The following is a 23,738-nucleotide window of genomic DNA, read 5'->3' as shown; positions in this document are numbered from 1 at the left end:
GCGGGAGGCGGATCCGACTTTTCAGCGAGAAACTTCGCCGGGCACAGGCCGCCCGCCGGTGGCGGGCGCGCCGAGATCGGCGAACAAGCCCCAGCGGCGCAGCAAGGCCTTCTCGACTTCGAGCACGGCCATCAACACCACGCCGACGCCAAGGATGACCAGTCCATCGATCAAGGGCACGTCACGCGTATCGAACAGCGCCTGCATCCAGGGCAGGTAGGTGAAGGCAAGCTGCGCCAGCACGACTGCGGCGATCGCCCAGAGAACCGCGGGTGTGCCGCGGGCACCGCGCCAGGTGAAGGAGCCCATGTGCAGGTAGCGCACGTTGAAGAGATAGGCGATCTCCATCACGCACAGTACGTTGACCACCATCGTGCGCGCCAGTTCGGTGCCAAAGCTGCGGTATTGCGCCCAGGCCATGATCGCAAAGACCCCGACGGTGAAGAGCACCGACACGAACGCCACGCGCCAGAGCATGAAGGGCGACAGCAGCGGCGCCTGCGGGCTGCGCGGCAGCCGTTGCATCACACCAGGCTCGGCGGGTTCGAAGGCCAGCACCAATCCGAGCGTGATGGTCAGTATCATGTTGATCCAGAGGATCTGCGGGGGCGTCATAGGCAGCGTAAGGCCCAGCATGAGGGCCGCCACGATGGCGAGAACCTCGCCGCCGTTGGTGGGCAGCGTCCAGGCGATGACCTTGCGGATGTTGTCGTACACGGTCCGGCCTTCGCTCACCGCGGCCACGATGGAGGCAAAGTTGTCGTCTGCCAGCACGATCTGCGCGGCCTCCTTCGCCGCGTCGGTCCCCTTGTTGCCCATGGCAATGCCGACATCGGCCTGCTTGAGCGAGGGTGCGTCGTTCACGCCGTCGCCGGTCATCGCCACCACATGGCCTTGCGCCTGCAACGCCCGCACCACGCGCAACTTGTGTGCGGGGTCGGCGCGGGCGAAAACATGCGCCTGCAGGGCCAATGCGCGCAACTCGGTATCCGAGGCCGCATCGATGGCCTGCCCGGTGACGACCACCGGCTGCTCCGCCAAACCCAGCTGGGCGGCGATGGCGGCGGCCGTGGCCGCATGATCGCCGGTGATCATCTTCACCGCGATGCCGGCGCTGCGGCAGTCCGCCACAGCCGCCATCGCTTCCGCGCGGGGCGGATCGATGAAACCGACGATGCCGAGGAAGACCAGCTCGCCCGCTGCGCCAAAGTCAAGCTGCGGCGGCGCGGCGTCAAGACGCCGCATGGCGAAGCCGAGCACGCGCTCGCCGGCCGATGCCGCATCGGCAATGCTGCGCTGCCAGTAAGCGGCGTCCAGCGGCTGCGTTGTTCCATCGGCATCGAGCTGGCCGCTGCTCATGGCCAGTACGCGCTCCGGCGCGCCTTTGACAAGCAGCTGCGCCCCGCCGTCTGCCAAGACGTGCAGTGTGGCCATGAACCGGTGCTGCGCATCGAACGGGATCTCGTCGGCGCGGGGATGCCCCGCACGCAAGGCATCGGGCTCGAGACCGGCTTTCATGGCCAAGGCCACCAGCGCGCCTTCCATGGGGTCGCCGTCGACCTTCCAATCGCCGGGTTCGGGCTGCAGCAACTGCGCGTCGTTGCACAGCAGGCCAACCTCGATCAATCGACGCGCGTTGGTCGGCAAGTCCTCGTTGCCTTCGGGAAGGTCGATGGCCCCCACCGGGGCGTAGCCGGAGCCGCCCACGCCGATGCAGGCCGAATCGGTGACAACGCGGCAGGCGGTCATCTCGTTGCGGGTGAGGGTGCCTGTCTTGTCGGAGCAGATCACCGTCGTGGCACCCAAGGTTTCCACCGCCGGCAGACGACGGACGATGGCATGTCGTGCGGCCATGCGCCGCACCCCGATCGCCAGCGTGATGGTGATGACCGCAGGCAGGCCTTCGGGCACGAGAGAGACGGCGATGGCGACCACCACCATCAGCGCATCGACCCAGTCCATGTCGCGCAGCCCGACCGCGTAGGCGAAGAGCACCCCGGCAACGACGATGGACAGCACCGTGAACCGGCGCCCGAACTGGTTGACCTGGCGCAGCAGCGGCGTGGTCAGCGACTGCACCGAGCCGAGCAGGCTGCTGATGCGGCCGATTTCGGTGTGGCTGCCGGTGGCGACCACCAGCCCCACGCCCTGGCCGGCGGCGACCAGCGTGCCGGAGTAAGCCATGCCTTCCCGGTCGCCCAGCGCCGCCTTGGCGTCGACGCTGGCTTCGGTCTTGACGCTGGCGACGGATTCCCCCGTGAGAATCGCCTCGTCGACGAGCAAGCCGCGCGCGCGCAGCAGGCGCAGATCGGCCGGCACCCGGTCGCCGGCCTCCAGCAGCACGATGTCGCCAGGGACCAGCGTGGCCACCGGTACCGATGCGCGTTGCCCGGCGCGCAACACCCTGGCGCTGGGCGCCAGCAGGGAACGCAGTGCGTTCAGGGCCTCCTCGGCCTTGCCTTCCTGGACGAAGCCGACGATGGCATTCACGGTGACGACAGCGACGATCACGCTGGCATCGACCCAGTGCCCCAGCGCACCAGCCAGTGCGGCGGCGGCCAGCAGGAAGAGGATCAGCGCATTGTTGAACTGCAGGAGAAAGCGCAGCAGTGCGGGCGTGCGCTGCTGCGCTGGCAGTTCGTTAGCTCCATGCACCGCCAGGCGACGCACGGCCTCATGCGGCATAAGCCCTTCTCGCTGCGAGTCGAGTTCTTGCAGCACGGCGTCTGCTGGCTTGGCCCAGCTATCGGTCGCTGTCTGGGCGTGCGCCGCAGCCGGGTCGGAGGATGTAGCGAGGGTCATGGATGTAATAGAACACAGGTGTAGCGGAGGGGCAACGGCTATCTGGAGCGGATTTTTGGATAGCTCAAGGCTTCAACATGATGTCAGCGGCCATCCATCCTTCGACGCAGCCCTTTGGAGATTGGCAATCCGCTCCAGACACTTGCCTGTTTTACCGGCTCTTGCGAGACACGGACTTGACGTGGCTCAAGTCATTGGACTTGAGCGCACTTGAGTCGTTGTGGCTCTGGGCCTGTGCGGGCGGGTCGGCCTGAAAAAGTCCAAAGAAGACACGAAGGTCCGTTTTCTCTTTCTAGGTACCGCGCCGAGTGCCCATGGCCTGGCCCTCGCAAAACGCCTCCCTTGCTGGGTGCTGAAATGCAGGCAAATGGCACGGCGTGCGGCCGCTGTGTTTGCAGGCCAGCGCGATCAGGCGGCGCTCGCCACAGCGCCGAGCGGGGGCCGGGCCTGTTCGAGGGCAACGTCCACGGCCTGATCCCTTCCAGCATCGGCCGCTCGGCCGCCTGGGCACCCGCCCGGCGGCACCCCGCCCCATCGGCGCGGTTCAATCCACGGTCACCCCGGCCTGCTTCACCACCTGCGCCCAGCGCGCCATATCCGTGCGGATGAACGCGTTGAACTCGGTCGCAGGGTTGCCGACAGGCGTCAAACCGACCTCGGCCATGCGCGCCTGCATGGCATCCGTGCGCAGCACCCGCACCACATCCGCGTGAATGCTCGCCAGCACCGGTGCGGGGGTGGCCGCAGGCGCTACCAGGCCGAAAATGCTGTCCACCACGAATCCGGCCAGCGTTTCCGCCGCAGCGGGCAGGTCGGGCGCGATCGGCGAACGCTGCGCGCTGATGACGGCCAGCGCTTTCATGCGCCCGGACTTGATGTGCGGCAGCGACGAGAACAGCGGGTCGAAGATCAGGTCCACCCGTTCGCCGAACACATCCTGGTAGGCGCCGCCGCTGCCCTTGTAGGGCGTGTGCAGGATGTCGATGCCCGCCAGGGTTTTCAGCCGCTCGGCGGCCAGGTGCATGGAGCTGCCGCTGCCGGGCGAAGCGTAGCTCAACTTGCCCGGATTGCGGCGCGCGTAGTCGATCAGCTGCTGCAGGTTCTGCACCGGCAGGCCCGGCCGCGCCGAGATGGCGATGGGCGAGCTGGCCAGTTGGGTGATGCCGGTCAGGTCTTTCAGGGTGTCGAATGGCATTTTCGGCCGCAGCGCCGGATTGATCACATGCGAGGTGACCACCAGGCCCAGCGTGTAGCCGTCAGGCGCCGACTTGGCCACGAAGTCCGTGCCCAGCACGGTGCCCGCGCCGGGCTTGTAGACCACCAGCACCGGCTGCCCCCAGCGCTCGTTGAGCTGGCGCTCGAGCAGGCGCGCGAGCAGGTCGATGGCGCCGCCGGGCGCATTGGGCACGATCAGCGTGACGGGCTTGGAGGGAAACGGGGCGGCGGCCAGGGCGGGCCAGGCCGACACGGCGAGGGCGCATGCGCCCAGGCTGCGCAGATGATGTCTTCTGTCTTGTTGGAACATGGATATTTTCCGTTTTGATCGTGGTGGAGCCGTGCGCGTGGCGACGCTCAGAACGCGTGGCGCAGGCCGAGCTCCAGGCCCGAGGAGCTGCGGCCCGGCAGCGGCGCCCGCCCACCGCTGACGTTGTAGGCCCCCTGGCCCTGGTTGCGGATGCGGGCGTAGGAGCCGTAGAGCGCGGTGCGCCGCGAGAAGTCATACACGTAGCCTACCGCCAGTTGCTGTGCATCGTTGTCGCTGCGGGCCGACCCGTTGGCGTTGCGCACGCCGGCGTTGCTGCGGTCCTCCAGGCGCGCGTAGCTGGCCCTGATCTTGCCCGGGCCTGCCGGTACCTGCACGCCCAGCTCGGCGGTGTGCTTGCGCGCTTCGCCCGACAACAGCGCGAGCTGCACGACGTTGTAGAGGCCGTAGAACTTCGCAAAGCCCGCATCCCAGCTGACGCCCACGTTGGCGTGGGTGTAGTTGCCCAGCGTGGCGGTGCTGACATAGCGGGTGCGACCCAGGGCCGCGGCCACGTCCAGGCCGTTGGCCGCGTAGCCGATGCGGGCGCCGGCGAGGTTGCCGTCATGCGAGTCAGGGGCATTCGACGCGTTCTCGCCGCTGGCCACCATCACCATGCCGTAGACGCCGCCCAGGTTCTTCGGCAGCCAGTAGCTCAGGGAGTTGCTGACGGTGATCGCGGAGGGCACGGGCGTGGTGCCCAGGCCGGAGAAGGTGAAGTTGCCGACGCGCCCCACGCCGACGGTGGTGAAGGGGTCGAACATGATGCTGTTGTAGTGGGTGGGCGCGAAGTCGTGGCCCAGACGCAGGTCTCCGTAGCGGTTGTGGCCCAGCGACAGATAGGACATGCGATCGAAGGTGAACCCGCCGGCCGCCGTCGCGCCGCTGACCTGGTTGTTGGTGTTGCTGGCGCGGCCGGTACCGGAGTCGGTACTCTGGCCGCTCTCCAGCTGGAAGCCGGCGCGCCAGCCGCCGCCGAGGTCTTCGCTGCCGCGAAAGCCGATGCGGCTGGTGGCGTTGCCGCCGGTCGAGAGCCCGGTGACCGAGCCGACGCCGCCGGCCGTCGTGCGCTGTATGGCGTTGTCGACCACGCCATACAGCGTCACGCTGCTCTGCGCCTGGGCGCCCAGGCAGGCCAGGCCCAGCGCCGGGGCGGCGATCCAGGCGGCGGCGTTCTTTTTCACGGTGCTTTTTGCTGTCTTCTTCTGCATGCTATGTCTCCTCGTTGGTGGTTCTTGTGGGGGTGCCTGGCTGGGTCAGCCGGGAACCTTGTCGTGCCGTACCAGCACCGCGCCTTGCGACAGCGGGCCGGCGTTGCGGCGGTACTGCTGCAGCCAGCCGGTGTCGTGCGTGAGCGGCGGGGCCTGCCAGGCGGCGCGGCGCGCGGCCAGCACGGCGTCGTCGACCAGCAGGTCAAGGCGCCGGCTGTCCAGGTCGATGCAGATGCTGTCGCCGTCCTGCACCAGGGCCAGCGGGCCGCCCAGGGCCGCTTCGGGCGATACCTCGGCCAGCACCAGGCCCTTGCAGACCAGGCCGGAGAGGTGGCCGTCGGTCAGCATGGCGATTTCTTCGCCCAGCCCGGCGCCGTCGACCGCGAAGACCACGCGCGAGGCGCCGCCGCCCATGGCCGGGCCGCCGCGCACGCCGGCGCCGCGCATCACCAGCACATGGCCGGCGCGCACCCGGCCGTCCTGGAGGGCGGCTATGGCTTCGTCCGTGGTCCAGAAGCAGATGGCCGGGCCGGTGAACTGCCGCAGCTTGCGCTCGGCGATGCCGGTCTTGATCAGCGCGGAGTCGGGCGCCAGGCTGCCGCGCATCACCACGATGGCGGGCCGCGGCGCGACGGGGCGGTCCATGGGGCGTATCACCTCGGGGTCGGCCACCACCAGTCCCTGCAGGTTCTCGGCCACGCTGCGGCCGGTGACCGTCAGCGCATCGGTGTCGAGCAGCGGCTGCAGCTGGCGCATCAGCGCGCGGCAGCCGCCCGCCGCCTCGAAGGCCTCGATGGTGTGGTGGCCTACGGGCCGCACGCCCGCCAGCACGGGCGTCTGGTTGCCCAGCGTCTCGAACAGCGAGTACACGTCCACTTCGCAGCCGCCTTCGGTCGAAACCGCCTGCAGGTGCTTGACGGTATTGAGCGAGCCGCCTATGGCCAGGATGGCGCGCACCGCGTTGGCGAAGGCGCCGGGGCTGAGGATGTCGCGTGGTTTGAGGTCGTCCCACACCATCTGCACGATGCGTGCCCCCGCGGCGCGCACGTCTTCCATCATCTTGGGGCTCAGCGCCGCCACCGGTGCGCTGCCGGGCAGGGCCAGGCCCAGGGCCTCGCAGACGATATGCATGGAGTTCGCCGTGCCCAGGCCAGAGCACACGCCGGGGCCGCGCACGGCCTGGCGGCTCATGCCTATCAGCTCTTCGACCGGCAGGTGGCCGGTGACGGCGTGCATGGCGCCGATGAACACCTCCTCGATGTCCACCGGCTGGCCCTGGTACTCGCCGCTGGGCTGGTAGCCGCAGGGCACCAGCAGGGTCGGAATGTTCAGGCGCGCGGCGGCCATCAACTGGCCGGGCACGGTCTTGTCGCAGGAGGTGAGGCACACCATGCCGTCGAGCTGCGCGCCTTCCACCGCGACTTCGATGTCGTTGGTGATCAGGTCGCGCGCGCCCAGCATGTAGGCGCCGCGCGCGCCGGCCCCGGTGATGAAGTCGCTGGGCGCGGCGGTGCGGATTTCGAAGGGCACGGCGCCCGCCGCGCGTATGGCTTTCTTGATTTCGGCGGCGACCTGGTCGAGGTGGCTGAAGCAGGCGGCCAGCTCGGAGGAGCTGTTGACGATGGCGATCTTGGGTTTCTCGCAGTCCTCTTCGGGAATGCCCAGGGCCTGCCAGTGCGCGTTGCGCACCGACCAGAGGTAGGAGCCGCGCGGGAAGTTGCTGCGGAGCTTGCGTGGAGTCATGGTTGTGCCTGTGGGGTCGAGGAAGGGAAAACGCGCATCACTGCCGGGGGATGCCGGCTTGCCTGACCAGCTGTCCCCAGCGGCTGTACGAGTCGCGCACCATCAGTGCCAGCTCGGGCGGGGTGGAGCTTTCGGTGGTGTAGGCGCCGGCGCGGTAGTAGGTCTGCACCCGGGTATCGGCGATGGCCTGCACCAGTGCGGTATTGAGCTTGTCGACCAGGGGCTGCGGCACGCGCGCCGGACCGAACCAGCCCAGCCAGCTGGTCAGGTCCATGTCCTGCATGCCTTGCTCGGCCAGCGTCGCCACGCCGGGCAGGAACTCGCTGCGCTGGGGCGCCGCGACGCCGATGATGCGGACCTTGCCGGTGGCCGCGTTCTGCAGCGCGGCAGGCGCTGCGTCGAAAGCCATCTGCACCCGGCCGGCCAACAGGTCGGTGGACATGTCGGCGCCGCCGCGATAGGGCACATGGACCAGGTCCAGCCCGGTCTGGCGCGCGAAGATCTGGCCGAACACATGGGCCGAGGTGCCAGTGCCGAAGGAGCCGTAGCTGAGCGTGCCGGGGTGGGCCTTGCCGTAGGCCACGAGTTCCTGCACATTGCGCACCGGCAGCGCGGCGTTGACCACCAGCACCAGCGGACCCTGGCCGCCCAGCGAGATGGGCGTGAAGTCCTTTTCGGGGTGGTAGGTGACCGCCAGCATGGTGTGCGGGTTCTGCGCAAAGGTGGAGGAGGCGCTGTAGAACAGCGTGTAGCCGTCGGGCCTGGACTTGATGACCTCGAGCGCCGCGACCAGCGTGCCGCCGCCGGGGCGGTTGTCTATCACCACGGGCGTGCCCAGGATCTCGGCGAGCCGCTGCGCCACGGTGCGCGCCTGGCCGTCGACCCCGCCGCCCGGCGGGAAGGGCACGACCACGCGTATGGTCCGGCCCTTGGCGGGGAAGTCGTCTGCGGCCTGCGCCTGCGTTGCGCCCAGGCATGCGGCGGCCGTCACCAGGGCGAGCAAGGCCCTGGACCATTTCAGTCCATTCATTTTTGTCTCCGGTTTTTGTGTTGAGTTCGGCCTTCTTCGAGGCCTTCTTCAGGGGGATTTCCCTGCTTGCTGGCTGGCTAGCCGGCGCCGGCGGGCGGCGCACGGCGTATCACCTGCACCGTGCCCGCGTCGGCATCCACGCGTACCCAGTCGCCGGTGCGTATCACCGCCACGGGGTCCTGGTCGAAATCGGTGAGGGCGGGGGCGCGGGTGACGACCGCGCCCAGCGCGATCTTGGTGGTCATCTCGGTGAACAGCATCGCCGCCGGCGCCACGCCCATGGACCGCGTCAGGTGGAAGGCGTTGGACCAGCCCGAGGAGCCTTTGGCGCCAGGGAACACCAGTACCTTGCCGGCGAAGCTCTGGCCGCGCAGCGGGTGGCGCATTTCGACGATGGTGCCGGTGCGCGAGTCGATGCCGCCCCAGCCGGAGATATGTGCCTCGGTGACCAGGGCCTCGCCTTCGGCGACGCCGCCCACTATCTTGCGGCCGCGCAAGGTGGCGACAACGGTGTCTGCCTGCGGATCTGCGACGGTGTTCATGCGTATCTCCCTGCCCAGCGGCCGGTGCAGGCCGCGTCTATGCATTCGGCGGTGGAGCCGTACCAGGCCTGCACGCCCAGGATGGCCGGCAGGTAGTGCGCCTGCTTGGCGGAGTCCAGCGCCACCACCTTGGTGCCCTTGGGCGCGGCGCGGCTCATCGCCGAGCAGCTGTCGCTCAGGATCACTCCGCCCGCGTCCTCGATGATCCGGGTATAGCCGTTCTGATCGGCCAGGGCCTTGATGGCGCGCGGCGTGAAGATCCACAGCGCGCTGTTGGCGTGCACCTTGCGACCCTGGATCAGGCGTGCGGCCTCCCAGATCTGCTCTATGGTGTAGTGCGGGCAGCCGAGCATCACATAGTCGACATCGTGGTCGTCGGCCGTGTGATTGAGCTGTTCGTAGGCGCGGCGGCGTTCGGCCTCGCCATAGCGCAGGGTCTGGACCACGCGGTTGCGGCCAAAGGCCTGCTCCAGCGTCAGCGCCTCGGGCGTGGTGCCTATCAGGTGATACATCTCCACGCCGCCCGACGAGGCCGCGGCCGCGCCGAAGTGCTTGAGGCGCGCCAGGTTGGGAACGTCGCTGAGGCCGCGCACCACGGGCACCTTGTCCTGTACCTGCTCGCCGATGAAATAGCCCAGCAGGCCCCAGTCGGAGGTGCTGGTGACTTCCACGTCCAGCTCGATCAGGTGCGTGCCCAGCCGGTTTTCGGGCAGGTGGTAGCCCCAGTAGGGAATCTTGCCGGTCAGCGATGCCGCGCCGGTGCTTTCGCGGCCCTCGGTATTGGTGCGCGCGCCCAGCACCGAGTTGCAGTAGACCACCGCCGACGACTCCATCCAGGCGCAATGTTCGCCGCGCGTGGGAATGTTGCCCACCTGGTAGGGCGTGCAGGTGTTCATCAGCTGGATGCCGTGGCCGGCGATGTAGCCCTCGCCCTTGCGGTAGAACTTCACCACCTCTTCGGACACGCCCATCATCTGCGCGTGCTCCGGATCGAAGCCCAGCTGCAGGTGGCTGGTGAAGGTCTTGACCGGAGGAATCTCCACGACCTCGTCGCTGTCCAGATTGAACTCCGAGAACACCGCGTCCATGCCGCCCTTGCTCAGCGCGAAATCACGCATGAACGGGGTGGTGGCGCTGACGGTGCCGCAGACGTTGTTGGTATTCACCAAGCGCTCGGCGCCCAGGGCTTGGCCATAGCGCATGAGAAGGTCCATGGCGCGCTGCACGGCCGGACCATCGCGGCCGTCCGCCATCGCTTTCTCGTCGTCGTTCAGTTTCATCGTGTCTCCTGCTGATTTCTTGTTATGTGTTGCTGGCTCAGGCCAGAGGCCCGGTCGGGCGCAGCGCCGGAGCGATAGGCGGCACCACGCCGCCGATGGCATGCGCGATGGCCCGCGCCGCCTCGACCAGGCTGGCGGCCACCTCGTCGCGCAGCTTCTCCTCGGTGAAGGTATAGGCGGCGCCGCCGCAGTTCAGCGCCATGACCTCGCCGTTGGGCCCGACCAGCGGCACGGCGACCGAGGCGATCTCGCGGTGCCATTCGGCATGCGAAGCGGTGTAGCCTTTTTCGGCGGCGTCACGCAGCGCGCGCGACAGGCCGGGTGCCAGGCGCGCCCATTCGGAGCCGCGCGACAGGTGCAGCGTCTCTATCAGCTGTTCGCGTTCGTGCGGCTCAATGCCCGCCAGGTAGGCCCGGCCCAGCGACGAGTTGGCCAGCGGCACGCGCGAGCCCACGTCCAGCGTGCTCGAGATCATCGACATGCGCGGGCGGCTGACTTCGATCACCACCATCTCCAGCCCGTCGCGCACCGCCAGCAGGCCGGTGCCGCCGGTGGCGTCCGACAGCTGGCGCATCACCGGCCGGGCGCAGGCGCGCACGTCCAGCCCTGCGAGGAAGGCCTGCGACAGCGAGACCACGCCCGCGGCCAGCGAGAAGTTGTCATTGCTCGGGTTCTGCTTGAGCAGGCCCAGGCCGACCAGCGTGGCGGCCAGGCGGGTGACCGTGGGCTTGGGGATGCCGGTCTGGCGCGACAGCGCGGTGTTCGACAGCTCGCGCACATCGGCGGTGAAACAGCGCAGCAGGGAAATACCGCGCTCCAGGGCGGAGGCGCTGCCGGTGGCGGCGGTATCTTCGTCGGGGGAAGTGCGCAGGGGCGTTCGGGTCATGGAATGGGCCGTTCGTGAAGGAGGATGTGCCGATTGTCAGGCGGCCTGCGCCACAAAGGGCGCGGCGACCGCCTGCGTGCCCGCGGCCCGCAGGTTGACGTTCTGCTTGAGCAGCGCCTGCTGCAGGCTGGCGATATCGACCGCGCGCGGCTCCACCCCCTGCGAGACCGCGAGCGCGGCGGCGGTGCCGGCGGCCTGGCCGGTGACCCAGCACTGGGGAATCTCGCGCATGAAGCCATGCGAGTTGGCATCGCAGGACAGATGGCGGCCGGCCGCCAGCAGGCCGTCGAGTTGCTGCGGCACCAGCGCGCCGTAGGGAATGGAGATGTTGGGGAACCTGGGCGAGACGGCCGGCGTGATGCCGACCTCGTCGGGCAGCGCGACGCCGGTAGCCCACTGCGAGCGCAGCATCTTGCCTACGCCCACCAGCCGGCGCGAATGGCGCACGCCGATCTGCGGTGCGCTGGTCATGAGGAAGGCGTTCTCGAAGCCGGGCGCGTTCGCCTTGAAGAAGTCCAGGTGCCTGGCCATCAGCCGGTGCGAGCGCACTTCCACTTCGGTCAGGTCGTCGACATTCAGTGCGGAATAGCCGGACTGGCGCGGGCCCATGAACAGCGCGACGTCGTTGCGCCACGAGACGAAGGGGCGCTCGAACAGGCCTATCGCCTGGCGGCCGCTGCGCATGAACTCGCTGAACTGCTCGGGCTGGCCGGCCTTGAATTCTATCCAGCGCGTCATGTCGACGCCGCCGAACATCCAGGAGGTATTCATGCAGTGGTGCACGTCGTCGACCTCGATGTCGGACTCGAAGGCGGTGCCGGCGCGGGCGAACACGTCGCCGTCGCCGGTGCAGTCGATCACCACCTGGGCGCGGATGGCCATGCGGCCTTCCTTGCTCTCGAACACCATGCCGCGCACCGCGCCGTCCTCGACGATGGGCAGCGATCCCCAGGAATGGAACACCAGGCGCACGCCGTGTTCCAGCACCATGTCCTGCGACAGCAGCTTGAGGCGCTCGGGGTCCACGGTGGGCGACCAGGTCACCACGCCGTGATAGGCGGCGGTGCGCTGGGCCCAGTAGGCAGAGCGGGTCGGGTCCTGCGAGCCCCACTCGCCGCGCGCCGGGCCGGCGACGGCGTCTTTCGGCAGGCGGTGGAACAGGTCTTCGGCGAAACCGCGGATGGTCGGCGCGCCGCCCCAGTCGGACATGCGGTCTATCCAGATCACCAGGCCGCCGGTGGACAGGCCGCCCAGGTGGTTGTAGCGCTCCAGCAGGGTCACGTCCGCACCCTGGCGCGCCGCGGCGATGGCCGCCGCCGTGCCGGCCGGGCCGCCGCCCACCACCAGCACATCGCAGCGGTGGTAGAGCGGCACCTTGCGTGCCGGCTCCTCATAAGTGCCTTCGCCGAGCCGCTTGCGGTAGGTGCGCTCGCCCTCGAAGATGTCGGAGGACAGGATGCGTTCGCTGCTTCTTTCAATGGTTTTCATTTTTTCGACATCCAAGACAGTTTCCGCTGGATGTTTTTGAACAAGATGGTTGAATTATGAAATCGTGTTTCAATAATTGCAATTGTCTTGGACTAGGGGATTGCCATAGGTTGCGTGGATTTCCGCCGGGAAAATCGTGGCCGCGGTGTGCCGGGCCGGGAAGCGGGCATCGGTGATGCACTCGGGGAGGGCACCTGCAGAGCTTGTGCTTGGGGTTTGCAGGGCCTCCTGCAGGCGGGTATTTCCGGGCGGTACTTGGCTCGGCTGCTGCGTGCCCTCGTGCGGTGGCACCCCTGGCGAAAGGGCCACGCGCATGGCGCGGCCATCACCACGGCGATGCCCCGCCTGGCGATCAGCGCGATGGTCGATGTTCCGCCGCAATGGATTGGAGGCCGCGGCTTGCCAAGCTCTGCGGCGTGGCCTATCGCAGGCTGCAGGACATCGTGCGGCAGCGCAGCGCCGCCACGCACTCAGATGCGAAAGCGAAGAAGAGCACTTCTTCCTCAATAGACGTCACGGACATAGCGCTTCTCCTTGGCTAGCTGACTCACATAGTCCTGCGCCGCAGCAGCGGTCATCGCGCCATGCTGCTGCACGACTTGCTGGAGCGCCATGTCCACGTCCTTTGCCATGCGGCTGGCATCGCCGCAGACATAGAAATGTGCGCCCTCCTGCAGCCAGGCCCACAGCTGCGCGCCCTGCTCGCGCATGCGGTCCTGTACATAGATCTTTTGCGCCTGGTCGCGCGAGAACGCCAGGCTGAGCTGGCTGAGCAGGCCGTCCTGGTGCATGGCTTGCAGCTCATCGCCGTAATAGAAATCCGTGGCCGCGTGCTGCTCGCCGAAGAACAGCCAGTTGCGCCCGGTGTCACCGCGCGCGCGCCGCTCGTGCAAAAAGCCCCGAAACGGTGCCACGCCGGTGCCGGGCCCGACCATGATCATGGGCGTGTCCTTGCCTGCGGGCGGGCGGAAGTGCGTCGACTTCTGCACGAAGATCGGCACGTCGATCTCGCCCGCCCGGTCCGCCAGAAACGTCGAGCACACGCCGCGCCGGGGCTTGCCGTGGTGGTCGTAGCGCACCGTGGCGACGGTGAGGTGGACCTCGTCGGTCTGTGCATTCGGGCTGGAAGAGATCGAATACAGGCGCGGCTGCAGGCGCTTGAGCGCGCCTACCCACTCCTGGGCGCTGGCCTGGATAGGGAATTCTTCCAACAGGTCGACGATCTGGCGGCCCCACAGCCATTGCCTGAGGTCTTGCGCGCGCTCGGGCTGGAGCAGATCGGCCAGCACCTGGCTGCCGGAACGCTCGCGGATGAAGGCCAGCAGCGGGGGGGTGATCTTCGCGATGTCCTGGTGGTGGAGCAGCGCCTGCGCGAGGGGCAGGTCGCCCACCTCCGGAATCGAGACCAGCGCCGACGCCGGCAGCTTCAAGGCGCCGAGCATGTCGGCCACCAGTTCGGGGCAGTTCGTAGGCCACACGCCCAGGGCGTCGCCGGCCTCGTAGCGCAGGCCCGAGCCCTTGAGGTCGAAGGCGAACTGGCGGGTCTCCTTGCCGGCGCCCGGGGCATTGAGCACGCGGTTGAGCGACAGCCGGGTGCGCAAGGGATGGCGCTTGTCGATGACGGGCAATGGCGTCCGGGGCGTTGGCTCGGCAGGCAGCCACTCGGCCTGGTCGCCGCCGCTAGACATCGCCAGCGCGGGCTGCACTGCGGGCGCCGCCTGGGGCGCCGTGGCCAGTGCGCGGCAAACCGATGCGAGCCAGGCCTGCGCCGGCTCCTGGTAGTCCGGCTCGCAATCGATGCGCGGCACGAGGCAGCGCGCACCCAGGGCCTGCAGGCGCGCGTCGAGCTTGCGGCCGAAGCCGCAGAATTGGTCGTAGCTGGAGTCCCCCAAGGCCAGTACCGAAAAGCTGACGCCCTGCAGCCGCGCCGCCGCATCGCCTTGCAGCGCCTGCCAGAACGCGGCGCCGTTGTCGGGAGGATCGCCATCGCCAAAGGTGCTGGCGATCAGCAGCAGATGGCCTTGCGCGGGAATGTCCTCGAGCTTGCAGCCATCCATGCCGGCCAGCGTGACCAGGCAGCCTTGCTGCTTGAGGCGCTCGGCGCATTGGACGGCGAAGCTCTCCGCGCTGCCGGTCTGGGACGCCCACAGCACGGTCATCAGGGTGGGCTCGCCCGCCTCGGGCAATGGGGACTCCGGGGAACTGCCGGCCGCCAGTCCCAGCGACGCCGGCCCCGCGGCGGGCAGCCAGGTGCGCGAGAAAAGTCCGGCCAGGATGCCGTCCACCAGCGCACGCTTTTGCGGGCCCAGCGGCGCAGTCATAGGCAAGGTGGGCACGCCGCCCATCTTGCGCGCCTCTTCGCTGTGCAGACCGGTGAGAAAGCCCTGCAGATACATTTGCTCGTGCGGTTCCAGGGCCGGGGTCGGCGCGGCTTCTATGCCCAGTAGCCGGGCCAGCGCGTTGATTTGCATGATGTGGTGCTCTCTTGCATGGATGTCCGCAGGATCGGTCGCCTCGCCCAGCATGGACGCCATTGCTGACACGGTGGCTTGCGGTGTGAATTCGCCCACCGGCTTGGCCGCTTCGGCGTCAATGGTGAGCGTGGGCTCGGGGGGCAGGCGGCAAAGCGCCACGGCGCTGAACTTGAATTCGGGTTGCTGCGACAGCGGGTCTATGGCGTCGCTGGTGACGGCGTTGATGGCGAGGTCCTCGCCGTACACGTCGCTCCAGTGAAACGGCGCGAAGCAGTTGCCCGCCCGCACGCGGTCGGTCACCACCGCCGGCAGCACGGCGCGCCCGCGCCGCGAGCGTATCTCGACGCGGTCCTTGCCGCGTATGCCCAGCGCGGCCGCATCCTCGGGATGGATCTCGACGAAAGGGCCGGGGTTGAGCTTGACCAGCGTGGGAATCTTGCCGGTCTTGGTCATGGTGTGCCACTGGTGCTGCAGGCGGCCGGTGTTCAGCACAAAGGGAAAGCCGGCATCGGGCATCTCGGCCGGGTCGCCGTGCGGCCGGGGGAAGAAGACCGCCTTGCCGCTGGGCGTGGCGAAGGCGATGCGCGGCTGCGTGCCATCGTCCCCGAGCTTGAGTGCCTGGCTGATGCCGTCGTTGATGTAGCGGATGGGGTGGCGGGTCTGCGCATCGTCCGCAGGGCAGGGCCACTGCAGCGGCGTCTCGCGCAGCCGGCCATAGCTTGCGCCGCGGATGTCGTAGCCGGTCTTGGGGTTCCAGAAGCGCTTGATTTCCTCGAACACTTCTTCGGCGCATCCATAGCTGAAAGCGTGGCCATAGCCCATTTCGCAGGCGACGCGGGCGATGATCTGCCAGTCGGGCAGGGCCTGGCCAGGCGGGTCTATGGCCTTTTGCATCAGCGTCAGGTTGCGCTCGGAGTTGATCATCACGCCTTCGCCCTCGGCCCACAGCGCGCCGGGCAGCAGGATGTCGGCATGGCGATTGGTCTCGGTCTCGAGGAAGGCGTCCTGGGTGATGACCAGTTCGGCCTTTTGCAGGCCTTCGATCACGTTCTTGCGATTGGGCACCGTCGCCACGGGGTTGGTGCAGATGATCCAGCAGGCCTTGATATCGCCGGCCCGCATGCGCTCGAACATCGCCACGGTGCCGCCGACGAGGCGGGTGTGCAGCGTGCCGCGCGGCACGCCCCAGACGTCTTCGACGAAATGGCGCTCGGCCTCGACCAGCACCGCGCGCTGGCCCGGCAGGCCGGGGCCCATGTAGCCCATCTCGCGCCCGCCCATGGCGTTGGGCTGGCCGGTGAGCGAGAAGGGCCCGCTGCCGGGCTTGCATATCGCACCGGTGGCCAGGTGCAGGTTGCAGATGGCGTTGGTGTTCCAGGTCCCATGGGTGCTCTGGTTCAGGCCCATGGTCCAGCAGCTCATCCAGGCCTTGGCCTCGCCAATCATCTGCGCCGCCTGGCGGATGTCGGCCTGCGCAATGCCGGTGATGGCGCTGACCTTGTCGGGGGTGTAGTCCGCCAGGAACCCGGGCATCGCGTCCCAGCCCTCGGTGAACTGCGCAATGAACTCGCCATCGGTATGGCCGTTGGCATGCAGCAGATGCAGCAGGCCATTGAGCAGCGCGAGGTCGGTGCCGGGCTTGATCTGCATGAACAGATGGGCCTTGTCCGCCGTGGTGTTGCGGCGCGGGTCCACCACGATGAGCTTGGCACCGGCCTTGACCCGGTCCATCATCCGCAGGAACAGGATGGGATGGCAATCGGCCATGTTCGCGCCGATCACGAAGAAGACATCGGCCTGGTCGAAGTCCTTGTACGAGCCGGGCGGGCCATCGGAGCCCAGCGAGAGCTTGTAGCCGCTGCCCGCACTGGCCATGCACAGGCGCGAGTTCGACTCGATCTGGTTGGTGCCTATATAGCCCTTGCACAGCTTGTTGGCGAGATACTGCGCCTCCAGCGACATCTGACCGGAGACATAGAAAGAGATCGCGTCGGGGCCGTGCGTGTCGAGAATGGCCTTCAGGCGCCGGGCGGTCTGCGTGATGGCCTCGTCCATCCTGATCTGCACCGGCTCGCGCTGGCGATCCGTGCGCGCGAAAGCCGCTTCCATGCGCCCGGATTCCCGCAGGGCCTGTGCGCTGGTCGACCCCTTGGTGCACAGCCGGCCGAAGTTGGTCGGGTGGTCCTTGAGCCCCACGACCTTGATGACCTTGGCATTGCTCACCTCCAAGGACATGCCGCAGCCTACCCCGCAATAGGGGCAGACGGTCTTCACAGACGTCGAGGTCAGCGCATTCATTCCATCCTCCGGAACAGCCCCCACCGATGCCGCAAAAGTCTTGCAATGAGCGGCTCGTAGGCTAATCACGTGCGAAAAAAAAGCGTCCGGACATTGTTCCCGCCGCGCGAAGCGGTGAGAGAAATGTACGGACGCCTTTGCCCTTTGGGGTGAGGCCCTGTGTCGGGCCTTCCCCAGCGATCCATGTGGACCTGAAAGGGTCGAAGCAAATCTTGTGCCATCGCTGTATCCAGCCGCGCATGGCGATGGTGAACCAGAACCTGTGCGCAGAGAGGGAAGGCATGCACCACAGCTGCGTCTGCAGGCGCTCGGTCTTGGTGCGCGCATTGCGCAATGCATCCATTCCTGCACCCTGAACAACGTGCTGCCAGAAAAGATGTGCCCATTGCTTCAGCAGCCCATTCGCAAAAGAAATCAGCGGCAGGACGTCTACGATATCTGGCGCTTGCTGGTGTCTGGGTCTGGGTTCGCTGCCGACATCACCTCAATGGCGTAGGAAGACGTGGTGGCCATGGTGCGCAACGGTTGCCAGGAACTGGCGGTCGGCGGGGATGGTCAGCCGGGGGCTGCGTTCAAGAGGGTGTTGGGTCAATGATCGTTAAATCAATCCTTCAGTCTTCTATGCTCGATTAGTCGAGCATAGGTGGATGCCCTGCCTTGATCAGGGTAAGATGATCGTAAAATCGAGCTTTATATCGATATTGAATGATTTTACGATCATGAAATTGCATCAGTCGGCAGTGCTGAGTCCACACCTCGCGCAGGAGCTTGTCCACCTCGGGCATCTTCTCGCACGCTTGCGCCAGGCGCGTAAGGTCAAGCAGGCCGATGCGGCGCTGCGCGCAGGACTTTCACGCAATACGGCCTACCGCCTGGAAAAGGGCGACCCCGGCCTGGCGGTTGGGCAAGTGCTTCGATACCTGGACGCCATCGCGCCAGGCGCCACGCTGGCAGACCTGCTGAGGCAAGCCGATCCCGCGCTGACTGCCCTGCAGGCTCGGGAATCGACGAAGCGCGTTCGTGACCTGAGCGCTGCGGAACTCGACGACTTGAACTTCTAAATCCAACCTCGTACCAGTAGTGCCTTTCATCTCAGCGGGATTTTCATGGCGGCCAAAGAACTGAAATTGATGACCTTCGCGTACCTGGGCGAAGGCTGGGCGCCTTGCGGTCAGCTCACGCTGACTGAGCAAGGCCATGAGTTGCTGGCATCGCGCTTCGCCTACGGTTTGAACTATCTGAATCGCACGGATGTTCTGGAGGTGGATCCGGTCAGCCTGGCTATCCGTGGGCCGCAGCCCGTAAAGGGCAAGCTGCTGCTACCCGCAAACAATTTGGTGAGCTTCGGCGGCATCCGCGACGCCGCACCAGACTCCTGGGGGCGCCGGGTGATCGAGGCCAAGCTCAAAGTACCTGCCAACAGCCTGGCGGAGTCGCAATACTTGCTTCACGCTGGCAGCGAGAGGGTCGGCGCGCTGGACATCCGTTCAAGCATTTCTGATGCGCCAACGGGCGCTACCAGCAGCGTTCACGCGCTCGCTTACTTGATGGAGGCCGCGGATCGCATCGAGGCCGGAGAGGATGTTCCGGCCCATCTCGAAACCATCTTCATGGCAGGGACAGCGCTTGGCGGCGCCCGGCCCAAGGCGTCCGTGCGCGATGAGAGCGGTGTCCTCTGGCTTGCGAAGTTTCAAAGCAGGAGCGACGCCTTCGATACCCCTGCGGTCGAATGTGCTGCGCTGGTGCTCGCCCGGGAGGCTGGCTTGAACGTGCCTCCCGTAACCACGCGCATTCTCGGTGATCGCCGCATCATGATGATTCGTCGTTTCGACCGCTACTGGCTGGCGCCGGGGACACTGCCCACCAGAACCACGGATTTGATGCTCCCGCCCACCGGCGGCTTGACCGAGCGCCGCATGGGTTTCGTGAGCGGTCTGACCCTGGTGGGATGTGAGGAGACCGAGTCGCGAACCAAATCGTATGCCGACCTGGCCGCTTCCGTGCGCCGATACTGTCATCCGAGCGTGATTCGCGCGGACAACGAAGAGCTTTTCAAGAGGATGGTATTCAACATCTTCGCGAGCAACGACGACGACCACCTGCGCAATCACGGCTTTCTCTGGGATCCCCGGTTGCCCGGATGGCGGCTCAGCCCCCTCTACGATGTACTGCCGCGGCCAAGCCTCGCGACCGAGCGCTTCCTCCACCTGGGTATAGGGTCCCAGGGCCGGCTCGGGACGCTTGACAACGCATTGGATGGGCACCAGATGTTCTCCTTGAGCCGGGCCCGCGCTTGTGAGCTGATTGACGAGGTCTGGCGGGTCCTCCGTGAGTGGAAGGTGTCGTTCGAGCGCTCGGGCGTCTCGGCCGACGACATTGCCAAGATTGCACCCGCATTCAGGCACCTGGATGACATTAGCACGGCGGGCACCCGCAAGCTGTTGCCTTGATGCGCCGCTCCCGGCCTGAACTCTCCCCACTGCAGTAGGCAAATGCCGGCCTCACGCCCGGGCGCGCTCAAACGCCTCGGGGCTGACGCCGCCCGGATAGTGCAAGTTTGCCCGGCTCGCTGGCAAGGGCTGAGTGCAGTGACTCATTGAACAGCGCTCCATGGCGCAGCCGGGAGCAATCCTTCGCGCTCGTAGAAGCGGATGGCCTCGATTTGCGGGGCAGCCAGCGCCGCCAGCTCGCCGATTTTCATGGCTACCCCCCTGAGTTGAGAAGATGGCTTGACTCTATAGCGACTACAGGGTTTTAAATCCAGCCATGGAAAAGACCTTGCCCCCTACCCACGGCTCAGACAACGCGTCAACGGCCTCATGCTGCAACGCTGCCTGCGCAAACGTGCCGCCCGCCGCCGCGCCCACCATGTCGTCCCTGATGCCCGGACTGCACCGCTACCGCATTGCCAACATGGACTGCGCGTCCGAAGAGTCGGAAATTCGCCACGCCCTGGAACCCATTGCCGGCATAAGGCAGCTGCGCTTTGATCTTGGGCAGCGGACGGTTTCCCTGGAGGCCGAGCCGGCTGTGCTGGCCGCTGCGCTCGCGGCGATTGAGCGCATAGGCTACAAGCCGCAGCCCCTGAACATCGCGGCGGCGGCCACCCAGCCTGGCGCGCAGGATGAACCTGATCTTCCGCAGGTGGCGTCAGGTCTTCCACGCCTGATCGCGGCCCTGGCATTTGCCGTGGCAGCTGAAGCCGTGGCTTTTTTTGCACCGGACACCGTGCTGCTCAAAGGTGTGCAGATGCTGCTCGCCCTCCTGGCTATCTTCCTGGCCGGTTTCGGCACCTATCAAAAAGGATTGCACGCCCTCAAGGCCGGGCGTCTCAACATCAATGCATTGATGACGGTTGCGGTCACAGGCGCCTTCGTGATCGGTCAATGGCCTGAGGCGGCCATGGTGATGGCGCTGTATGCCATTGCCGAGCTCATTGAAGCGCGCGCGGTGGACCGTGCCCGCAACGCCATCAAGAGCCTTTTGGACCTGACACCGCAGGATGCCGAGGTGCAGCAAGCCAAGGGGCAATGGCAGCGCATGCTCACCACGGCCGTGGCGGTGGGAGCCATCGTGCGCCTGCGGCCTGGCGAGCGGGTACCTCTGGACGGTGTCGTGACAGCGGGGGCCAGCGCCATTGATCAAGCACCGGTGACCGGTGAAAGCGTTCCTGTGGACAAAAGCGTCGGCGACGAAGTTTTTGCCGGCACGATCAACCAGAACGCCGCGCTGGAGTTTCGCGTCACCGCGCTGTCTGCCGATAGCACCCTGGCACGCATCATCCATGCCGTCGAAGAAGCGCAGGCCACGCGTGCGCCGACCCAGCGTTTCGTGGACCGTTTTGCCGCCATCTACACCCCCGGCGTATTCGTCCTGGCGCTGGCCGTGGCCGTGCTGACGCCCTGGTTGATGGACTGGACCTGGATGCAAGCGATATACAAGGCCTTGGTGCTGCTGGTGATTGCCTGCCCCTGCGCCCTGGTGATTTCTACGCCTGTGACCGTGGTCAGCGGCCTGGCGGCGGCGGCCCGCCGCGGCATCCTGATCAAGGGCGGCGTATATCTTGAGGAAGCCCGCGCACTCAAGGCGGTAGCGCTGGACAAGACCGGCACCATCACCGAAGGCAAGCCCAGGCTGGTTGCCCAGGAGCTCGTGCGCTCGGGCGTTGACCCGGCGCTGGTGGCGCAGGTCGCCTTGAGCATCTCTGCGCGATCTGACCACCCCGTCTCCAAAGCCATTGCCACGGGTCTCGCACAGCAGAGCGAAGCCGTCGAAGTCGCCGAGTTCACGGCTGTCGTGGGCCGGGGCGTCCAGGCCCGCCTGGGCGCGCAGGCCTATGTGCTTGGCAACCACCGCTGGATCGAAGAGCGCGGCCAGTGCTCTGCAGCCATTGAGGCGATGCTGCGCCAGCACGAGCAGGCCGGCCGCACGGTGACCCTGCTTGCAGATGAGCAAGGTGTGCTGATGCTGTTCGCCGTGGCAGACACGATCAAGCCGTCCTCGCGCAAGGCCGTGCTTGAACTGCTTGCGCTTGGCGTCACACCGGTGATGTTGACGGGCGACAACCAGGCCACAGCGCAGGCCATAGCCCACGAGGCTGGAGTCGCCCAAGTCCGCGGAAATCTGCTGCCGCAGGACAAGCTCGATGCCATCGTCGAACTGCAAAGCCGCTATGGACCGACCGCCATGACTGGCGACGGCATCAACGATGCGCCGGCCTTGGCCAAGGCCGACATTGGCTTTGCCATGGGCGGTGCGGGCACGCACACGGCAATGGAAGCCGCGGATGTGGTCGTGATGAATGATGACCTGCAGCGTCTGCCCGAAACCATACGCCTGTCGCGCCGCACGCATGCGGTGCTTTGGCAGAACATCAGCCTGGCTCTGGGCATCAAGGCGGTTTTCCTGGTAGCCGCGGTTTTTGGCAACGCAAGTATGTGGATGGCGGTGTTCGCGGACATGGGAGCCAGCCTATTGGTGGTGTTCAATGGCCTGCGATTGCTTCGCCACAAGGCATCCTCATGATTCATGATTGCCCGAAAGGCTGGGCGGCAGTTCCTCTGTCGTGATGGGGGCGCATGGAGGAAGCGCTTGGGCCCTGCGAACTGCACCGGCGATGCCGGCACCGTGCCCTGGGGCTTGTTGAGGAACACATCCCGCCACACGCTCAGTCCTGCGCCTCGACTGCGGACGAAAAAACGTACCCCTCGCTGCGCACGGTCTTGATGTACCGCGGCTCGCGCGCATCATCGCGCAGCCGCTGGCGCAGCCTGCTGACAAGCAGGTCGACCGACCGCTCGAAAAGCTCCGCATCGCGGCCTTGCGTCAAGCCCAGGAGCTGGTCGCGGCTCAGTACCTTCTGGGGGTGATCGAGAAACACGCGCAGAAGCCTGTATTCGGCGCCGCTGAGCGGGACCATGACGCCGCTCGCATCGATGAGATGCCGCTCGATGGTGTCCACCTGCCAATCACCGAACGCCAGCCTCTTCGCCGCGTCGGTTGACCGCATATTGGGCGGAAGCATGCGCGTGCGCCGCAGGACGGAGCGCACTCTTGCGAGCAGCTCCCGCGCGGCAAACGGCTTGACCAGGTAGTCGTCCGCTCCCATTTCGAGACCGAGAATCCGGTCGGCTTCCTCGCTGCGGGCCGTCAGCATCAGGATGGGAATGGTCTTGAACTTGCCCGAGCGCAGATCGCGGCACAGCGAAAGCCCGTCTTCGCCCGGAAGCATCAGGTCGAGAATGATCAGATCGAAGGGCCCCGACGTCTCCAGCGCCACCCGCATGTGGCGGCCCGTCGGTGCAGTCGCCACGCGTACCCCGTTCTTGGTCAGGTACATGCCGAGAAGGTCGCGGATTTCCCGGTCATCGTCGACGATGAGAACGTGATCGCTCGGTGCTGGGGTCATTGCATGGTGTCTCAAGGGGCGGTGGGTTGCAGGCAGGGCGTGGGGCCTCATGAGAGATGACTTATAGACCTTGGGAGAGTTCAAGTCCCTGATCCATGTATTCCTCTGTATCTGGCTGGCTGAAGCACACAGTAGGTTTCATACGCGTTCCCATGGGGCGGTGCCTTCAACTGCGCCCGACAGGTCCAGGTTGCCGCAATCAATCCCTCCATCGCAATACGATTTGTCGATATGCTAATCTTAGCACCATGAACGACCTGCTCAGCAAGGCCAGCGCGCTGTCCAACGCCAAACGCCTGCAAATACTCGAGTGGCTGAAGAACCCCAAGCAGCATTTCGGACCCGAGCAGCCGGTGGACGAGAGCGAGGGCGTGTGCGGCCTCTATATCGCGCAGAAGCTGGGCATCTCGCCTGCCACCGCGTCCGTACACCTCAAGGTCTTGACGCAGGCGGGCTTTGTTCGACCGCTGCGGATCGGCAAGTTCACCTACTTCAAGCGGGTCGAAACGGCATTCGCCGACTTCGCCCGCCTGATCCAGCAAGCCTGACGGCCC

At 66.6% G+C, this 23,738-nt stretch carries 16 protein-coding genes; 4 read left to right on the top strand and 12 right to left on the bottom strand.

Going from position 1 to position 23,738, the window contains the following annotated elements; genetic code table 11:
- Positions 1-21 precede the first annotated feature (21 nt).
- The 10 genes from GVL12_RS13285 to GVL12_RS13240 all read right to left on the bottom strand — a co-directional run bounded on the left by GVL12_RS13285 (position 22) and on the right by GVL12_RS13240 (position 17,276).
- Positions 22-2,802, bottom strand: coding sequence for an HAD-IC family P-type ATPase (locus GVL12_RS13285; protein ID WP_159914689.1), 2,781 nt, complete (start codon positions 2,800-2,802; stop codon positions 22-24).
- Between the two features lie 544 nt (positions 2,803-3,346).
- Positions 3,347-4,327, bottom strand: coding sequence for a tripartite tricarboxylate transporter substrate binding protein (locus GVL12_RS13280; RefSeq protein ID WP_159914688.1), 981 nt, complete (start codon positions 4,325-4,327; stop codon positions 3,347-3,349).
- A gap of 47 nt (positions 4,328-4,374) precedes the next feature.
- A complete protein-coding gene (locus tag GVL12_RS13275) occupies positions 4,375-5,535 on the bottom strand; it encodes a porin (protein ID WP_159914687.1) in 1,161 nt (386 codons plus the stop codon).
- Positions 5,536-5,580: 45 nt separating this feature from the next.
- Positions 5,581-7,278 carry a dihydroxy-acid dehydratase gene (locus tag GVL12_RS13270; protein WP_159914686.1) on the bottom strand — a complete coding sequence of 566 codons (1,698 nt, stop codon included), beginning with the start codon at positions 7,276-7,278 and terminating at the stop codon, positions 5,581-5,583.
- A gap of 37 nt (positions 7,279-7,315) precedes the next feature.
- Positions 7,316-8,308, bottom strand: a complete 993-nt coding sequence (locus GVL12_RS13265; protein ID WP_159914685.1) for a tripartite tricarboxylate transporter substrate binding protein — start codon at positions 8,306-8,308, stop codon at positions 7,316-7,318.
- Positions 8,309-8,385: 77 nt separating this feature from the next.
- Positions 8,386-8,850 carry a DUF126 domain-containing protein gene (locus GVL12_RS13260; RefSeq protein ID WP_159914684.1) on the bottom strand — a complete coding sequence of 155 codons (465 nt, stop codon included), beginning with the start codon at positions 8,848-8,850 and terminating at the stop codon, positions 8,386-8,388.
- On the bottom strand, positions 8,847-10,130 hold the full coding sequence (locus GVL12_RS13255; protein WP_159914683.1) for an aconitase X catalytic domain-containing protein: 1,284 nt from the start codon (positions 10,128-10,130) through the stop codon (positions 8,847-8,849). The genes GVL12_RS13260 and GVL12_RS13255 overlap by 4 nt, the downstream gene beginning before the upstream one ends.
- A gap of 37 nt (positions 10,131-10,167) precedes the next feature.
- The gene (locus GVL12_RS13250; RefSeq protein ID WP_159914682.1) at positions 10,168-11,016 is read right to left on the bottom strand and encodes an IclR family transcriptional regulator; all 849 of its coding nucleotides are present in this window, start codon (positions 11,014-11,016) and stop codon (positions 10,168-10,170) included.
- Positions 11,017-11,052: 36 nt separating this feature from the next.
- A complete protein-coding gene (locus tag GVL12_RS13245) occupies positions 11,053-12,504 on the bottom strand; it encodes an FAD-dependent oxidoreductase (protein ID WP_159914681.1) in 1,452 nt (483 codons plus the stop codon).
- Between the two features lie 503 nt (positions 12,505-13,007).
- Positions 13,008-17,276 carry a bifunctional nitrate reductase/sulfite reductase flavoprotein subunit alpha gene (locus GVL12_RS13240; RefSeq protein WP_159914680.1) on the bottom strand — a complete coding sequence of 1,423 codons (4,269 nt, stop codon included), beginning with the start codon at positions 17,274-17,276 and terminating at the stop codon, positions 13,008-13,010.
- Positions 17,277-17,995: 719 nt separating this feature from the next.
- Here GVL12_RS13240 and GVL12_RS13235 point away from each other — a divergent pair.
- Both GVL12_RS13235 and GVL12_RS13230 read left to right on the top strand, forming a co-directional pair.
- Positions 17,996-18,337 carry a helix-turn-helix domain-containing protein gene (locus tag GVL12_RS13235; protein WP_159914679.1) on the top strand — a complete coding sequence of 114 codons (342 nt, stop codon included), beginning with the start codon at positions 17,996-17,998 and terminating at the stop codon, positions 18,335-18,337.
- Positions 18,338-18,382: 45 nt separating this feature from the next.
- Positions 18,383-19,726 carry a type II toxin-antitoxin system HipA family toxin gene (locus GVL12_RS13230; protein WP_159914678.1) on the top strand — a complete coding sequence of 448 codons (1,344 nt, stop codon included), beginning with the start codon at positions 18,383-18,385 and terminating at the stop codon, positions 19,724-19,726.
- A gap of 143 nt (positions 19,727-19,869) precedes the next feature.
- On the opposite strand, the gene GVL12_RS13225 is transcribed toward GVL12_RS13230, so the two are convergent.
- Positions 19,870-19,977: a MerR family DNA-binding transcriptional regulator gene (locus tag GVL12_RS13225; protein ID WP_200843734.1), complete on the bottom strand. Its 108-nt coding sequence runs from the start codon at positions 19,975-19,977 to the stop codon at positions 19,870-19,872.
- Positions 19,978-20,144: 167 nt separating this feature from the next.
- On the opposite strand from GVL12_RS13225, the gene GVL12_RS13220 reads away from it, so the two are divergent.
- Positions 20,145-22,301, top strand: coding sequence for a cation-translocating P-type ATPase (locus tag GVL12_RS13220; protein ID WP_200843733.1), 2,157 nt, complete (start codon positions 20,145-20,147; stop codon positions 22,299-22,301).
- 142 nt (positions 22,302-22,443) lie between these two features.
- On the opposite strand, the gene GVL12_RS13215 is transcribed toward GVL12_RS13220, so the two are convergent.
- On the bottom strand, positions 22,444-23,184 hold the full coding sequence (locus GVL12_RS13215; RefSeq protein WP_159914676.1) for a response regulator: 741 nt from the start codon (positions 23,182-23,184) through the stop codon (positions 22,444-22,446).
- Between the two features lie 248 nt (positions 23,185-23,432).
- On the opposite strand from GVL12_RS13215, the gene GVL12_RS13210 reads away from it, so the two are divergent.
- Positions 23,433-23,732, top strand: a complete 300-nt coding sequence (locus GVL12_RS13210) for a helix-turn-helix transcriptional regulator (RefSeq protein ID WP_159914675.1) — start codon at positions 23,433-23,435, stop codon at positions 23,730-23,732.
- Positions 23,733-23,738 lie beyond the last annotated feature (6 nt).

It is taken from the genome of Pantoea sp. 18069 (assembly GCF_902706035.1).
Classification (GTDB): Bacteria; Pseudomonadota; Gammaproteobacteria; order Burkholderiales; family Burkholderiaceae_C; genus Comamonas.
Note: the sequence above shows the minus strand (reverse complement) of the source record. Positions and strands in the feature narration are given on the sequence as shown.

Coding starts and splice junctions, on each gene's coding strand:
- GVL12_RS13285 (WP_159914689.1), bottom strand. CDS start 2,802: ATGACCCTCGCTACATCCTCCGACCCGGCTGCGGCGCACGCCCAGACA.
- GVL12_RS13280 (WP_159914688.1), bottom strand. CDS start 4,327: ATGTTCCAACAAGACAGAAGACATCATCTGCGCAGCCTGGGCGCATGC.
- GVL12_RS13275 (WP_159914687.1), bottom strand. CDS start 5,535: ATGCAGAAGAAGACAGCAAAAAGCACCGTGAAAAAGAACGCCGCCGCC.
- GVL12_RS13270 (WP_159914686.1), bottom strand. CDS start 7,278: ATGACTCCACGCAAGCTCCGCAGCAACTTCCCGCGCGGCTCCTACCTC.
- GVL12_RS13265 (WP_159914685.1), bottom strand. CDS start 8,308: ATGAATGGACTGAAATGGTCCAGGGCCTTGCTCGCCCTGGTGACGGCC.
- GVL12_RS13260 (WP_159914684.1), bottom strand. CDS start 8,850: ATGAACACCGTCGCAGATCCGCAGGCAGACACCGTTGTCGCCACCTTG.
- GVL12_RS13255 (WP_159914683.1), bottom strand. CDS start 10,130: ATGAAACTGAACGACGACGAGAAAGCGATGGCGGACGGCCGCGATGGT.
- GVL12_RS13250 (WP_159914682.1), bottom strand. CDS start 11,016: ATGACCCGAACGCCCCTGCGCACTTCCCCCGACGAAGATACCGCCGCC.
- GVL12_RS13245 (WP_159914681.1), bottom strand. CDS start 12,504: ATGAAAACCATTGAAAGAAGCAGCGAACGCATCCTGTCCTCCGACATC.
- GVL12_RS13240 (WP_159914680.1), bottom strand. CDS start 17,276: ATGAATGCGCTGACCTCGACGTCTGTGAAGACCGTCTGCCCCTATTGC.
- GVL12_RS13235 (WP_159914679.1), top strand. CDS start 17,996: ATGAAATTGCATCAGTCGGCAGTGCTGAGTCCACACCTCGCGCAGGAG.
- GVL12_RS13230 (WP_159914678.1), top strand. CDS start 18,383: ATGGCGGCCAAAGAACTGAAATTGATGACCTTCGCGTACCTGGGCGAA.
- GVL12_RS13225 (WP_200843734.1), bottom strand. CDS start 19,977: ATGAAAATCGGCGAGCTGGCGGCGCTGGCTGCCCCGCAAATCGAGGCC.
- GVL12_RS13220 (WP_200843733.1), top strand. CDS start 20,145: ATGTCGTCCCTGATGCCCGGACTGCACCGCTACCGCATTGCCAACATG.
- GVL12_RS13215 (WP_159914676.1), bottom strand. CDS start 23,184: ATGACCCCAGCACCGAGCGATCACGTTCTCATCGTCGACGATGACCGG.
- GVL12_RS13210 (WP_159914675.1), top strand. CDS start 23,433: ATGAACGACCTGCTCAGCAAGGCCAGCGCGCTGTCCAACGCCAAACGC.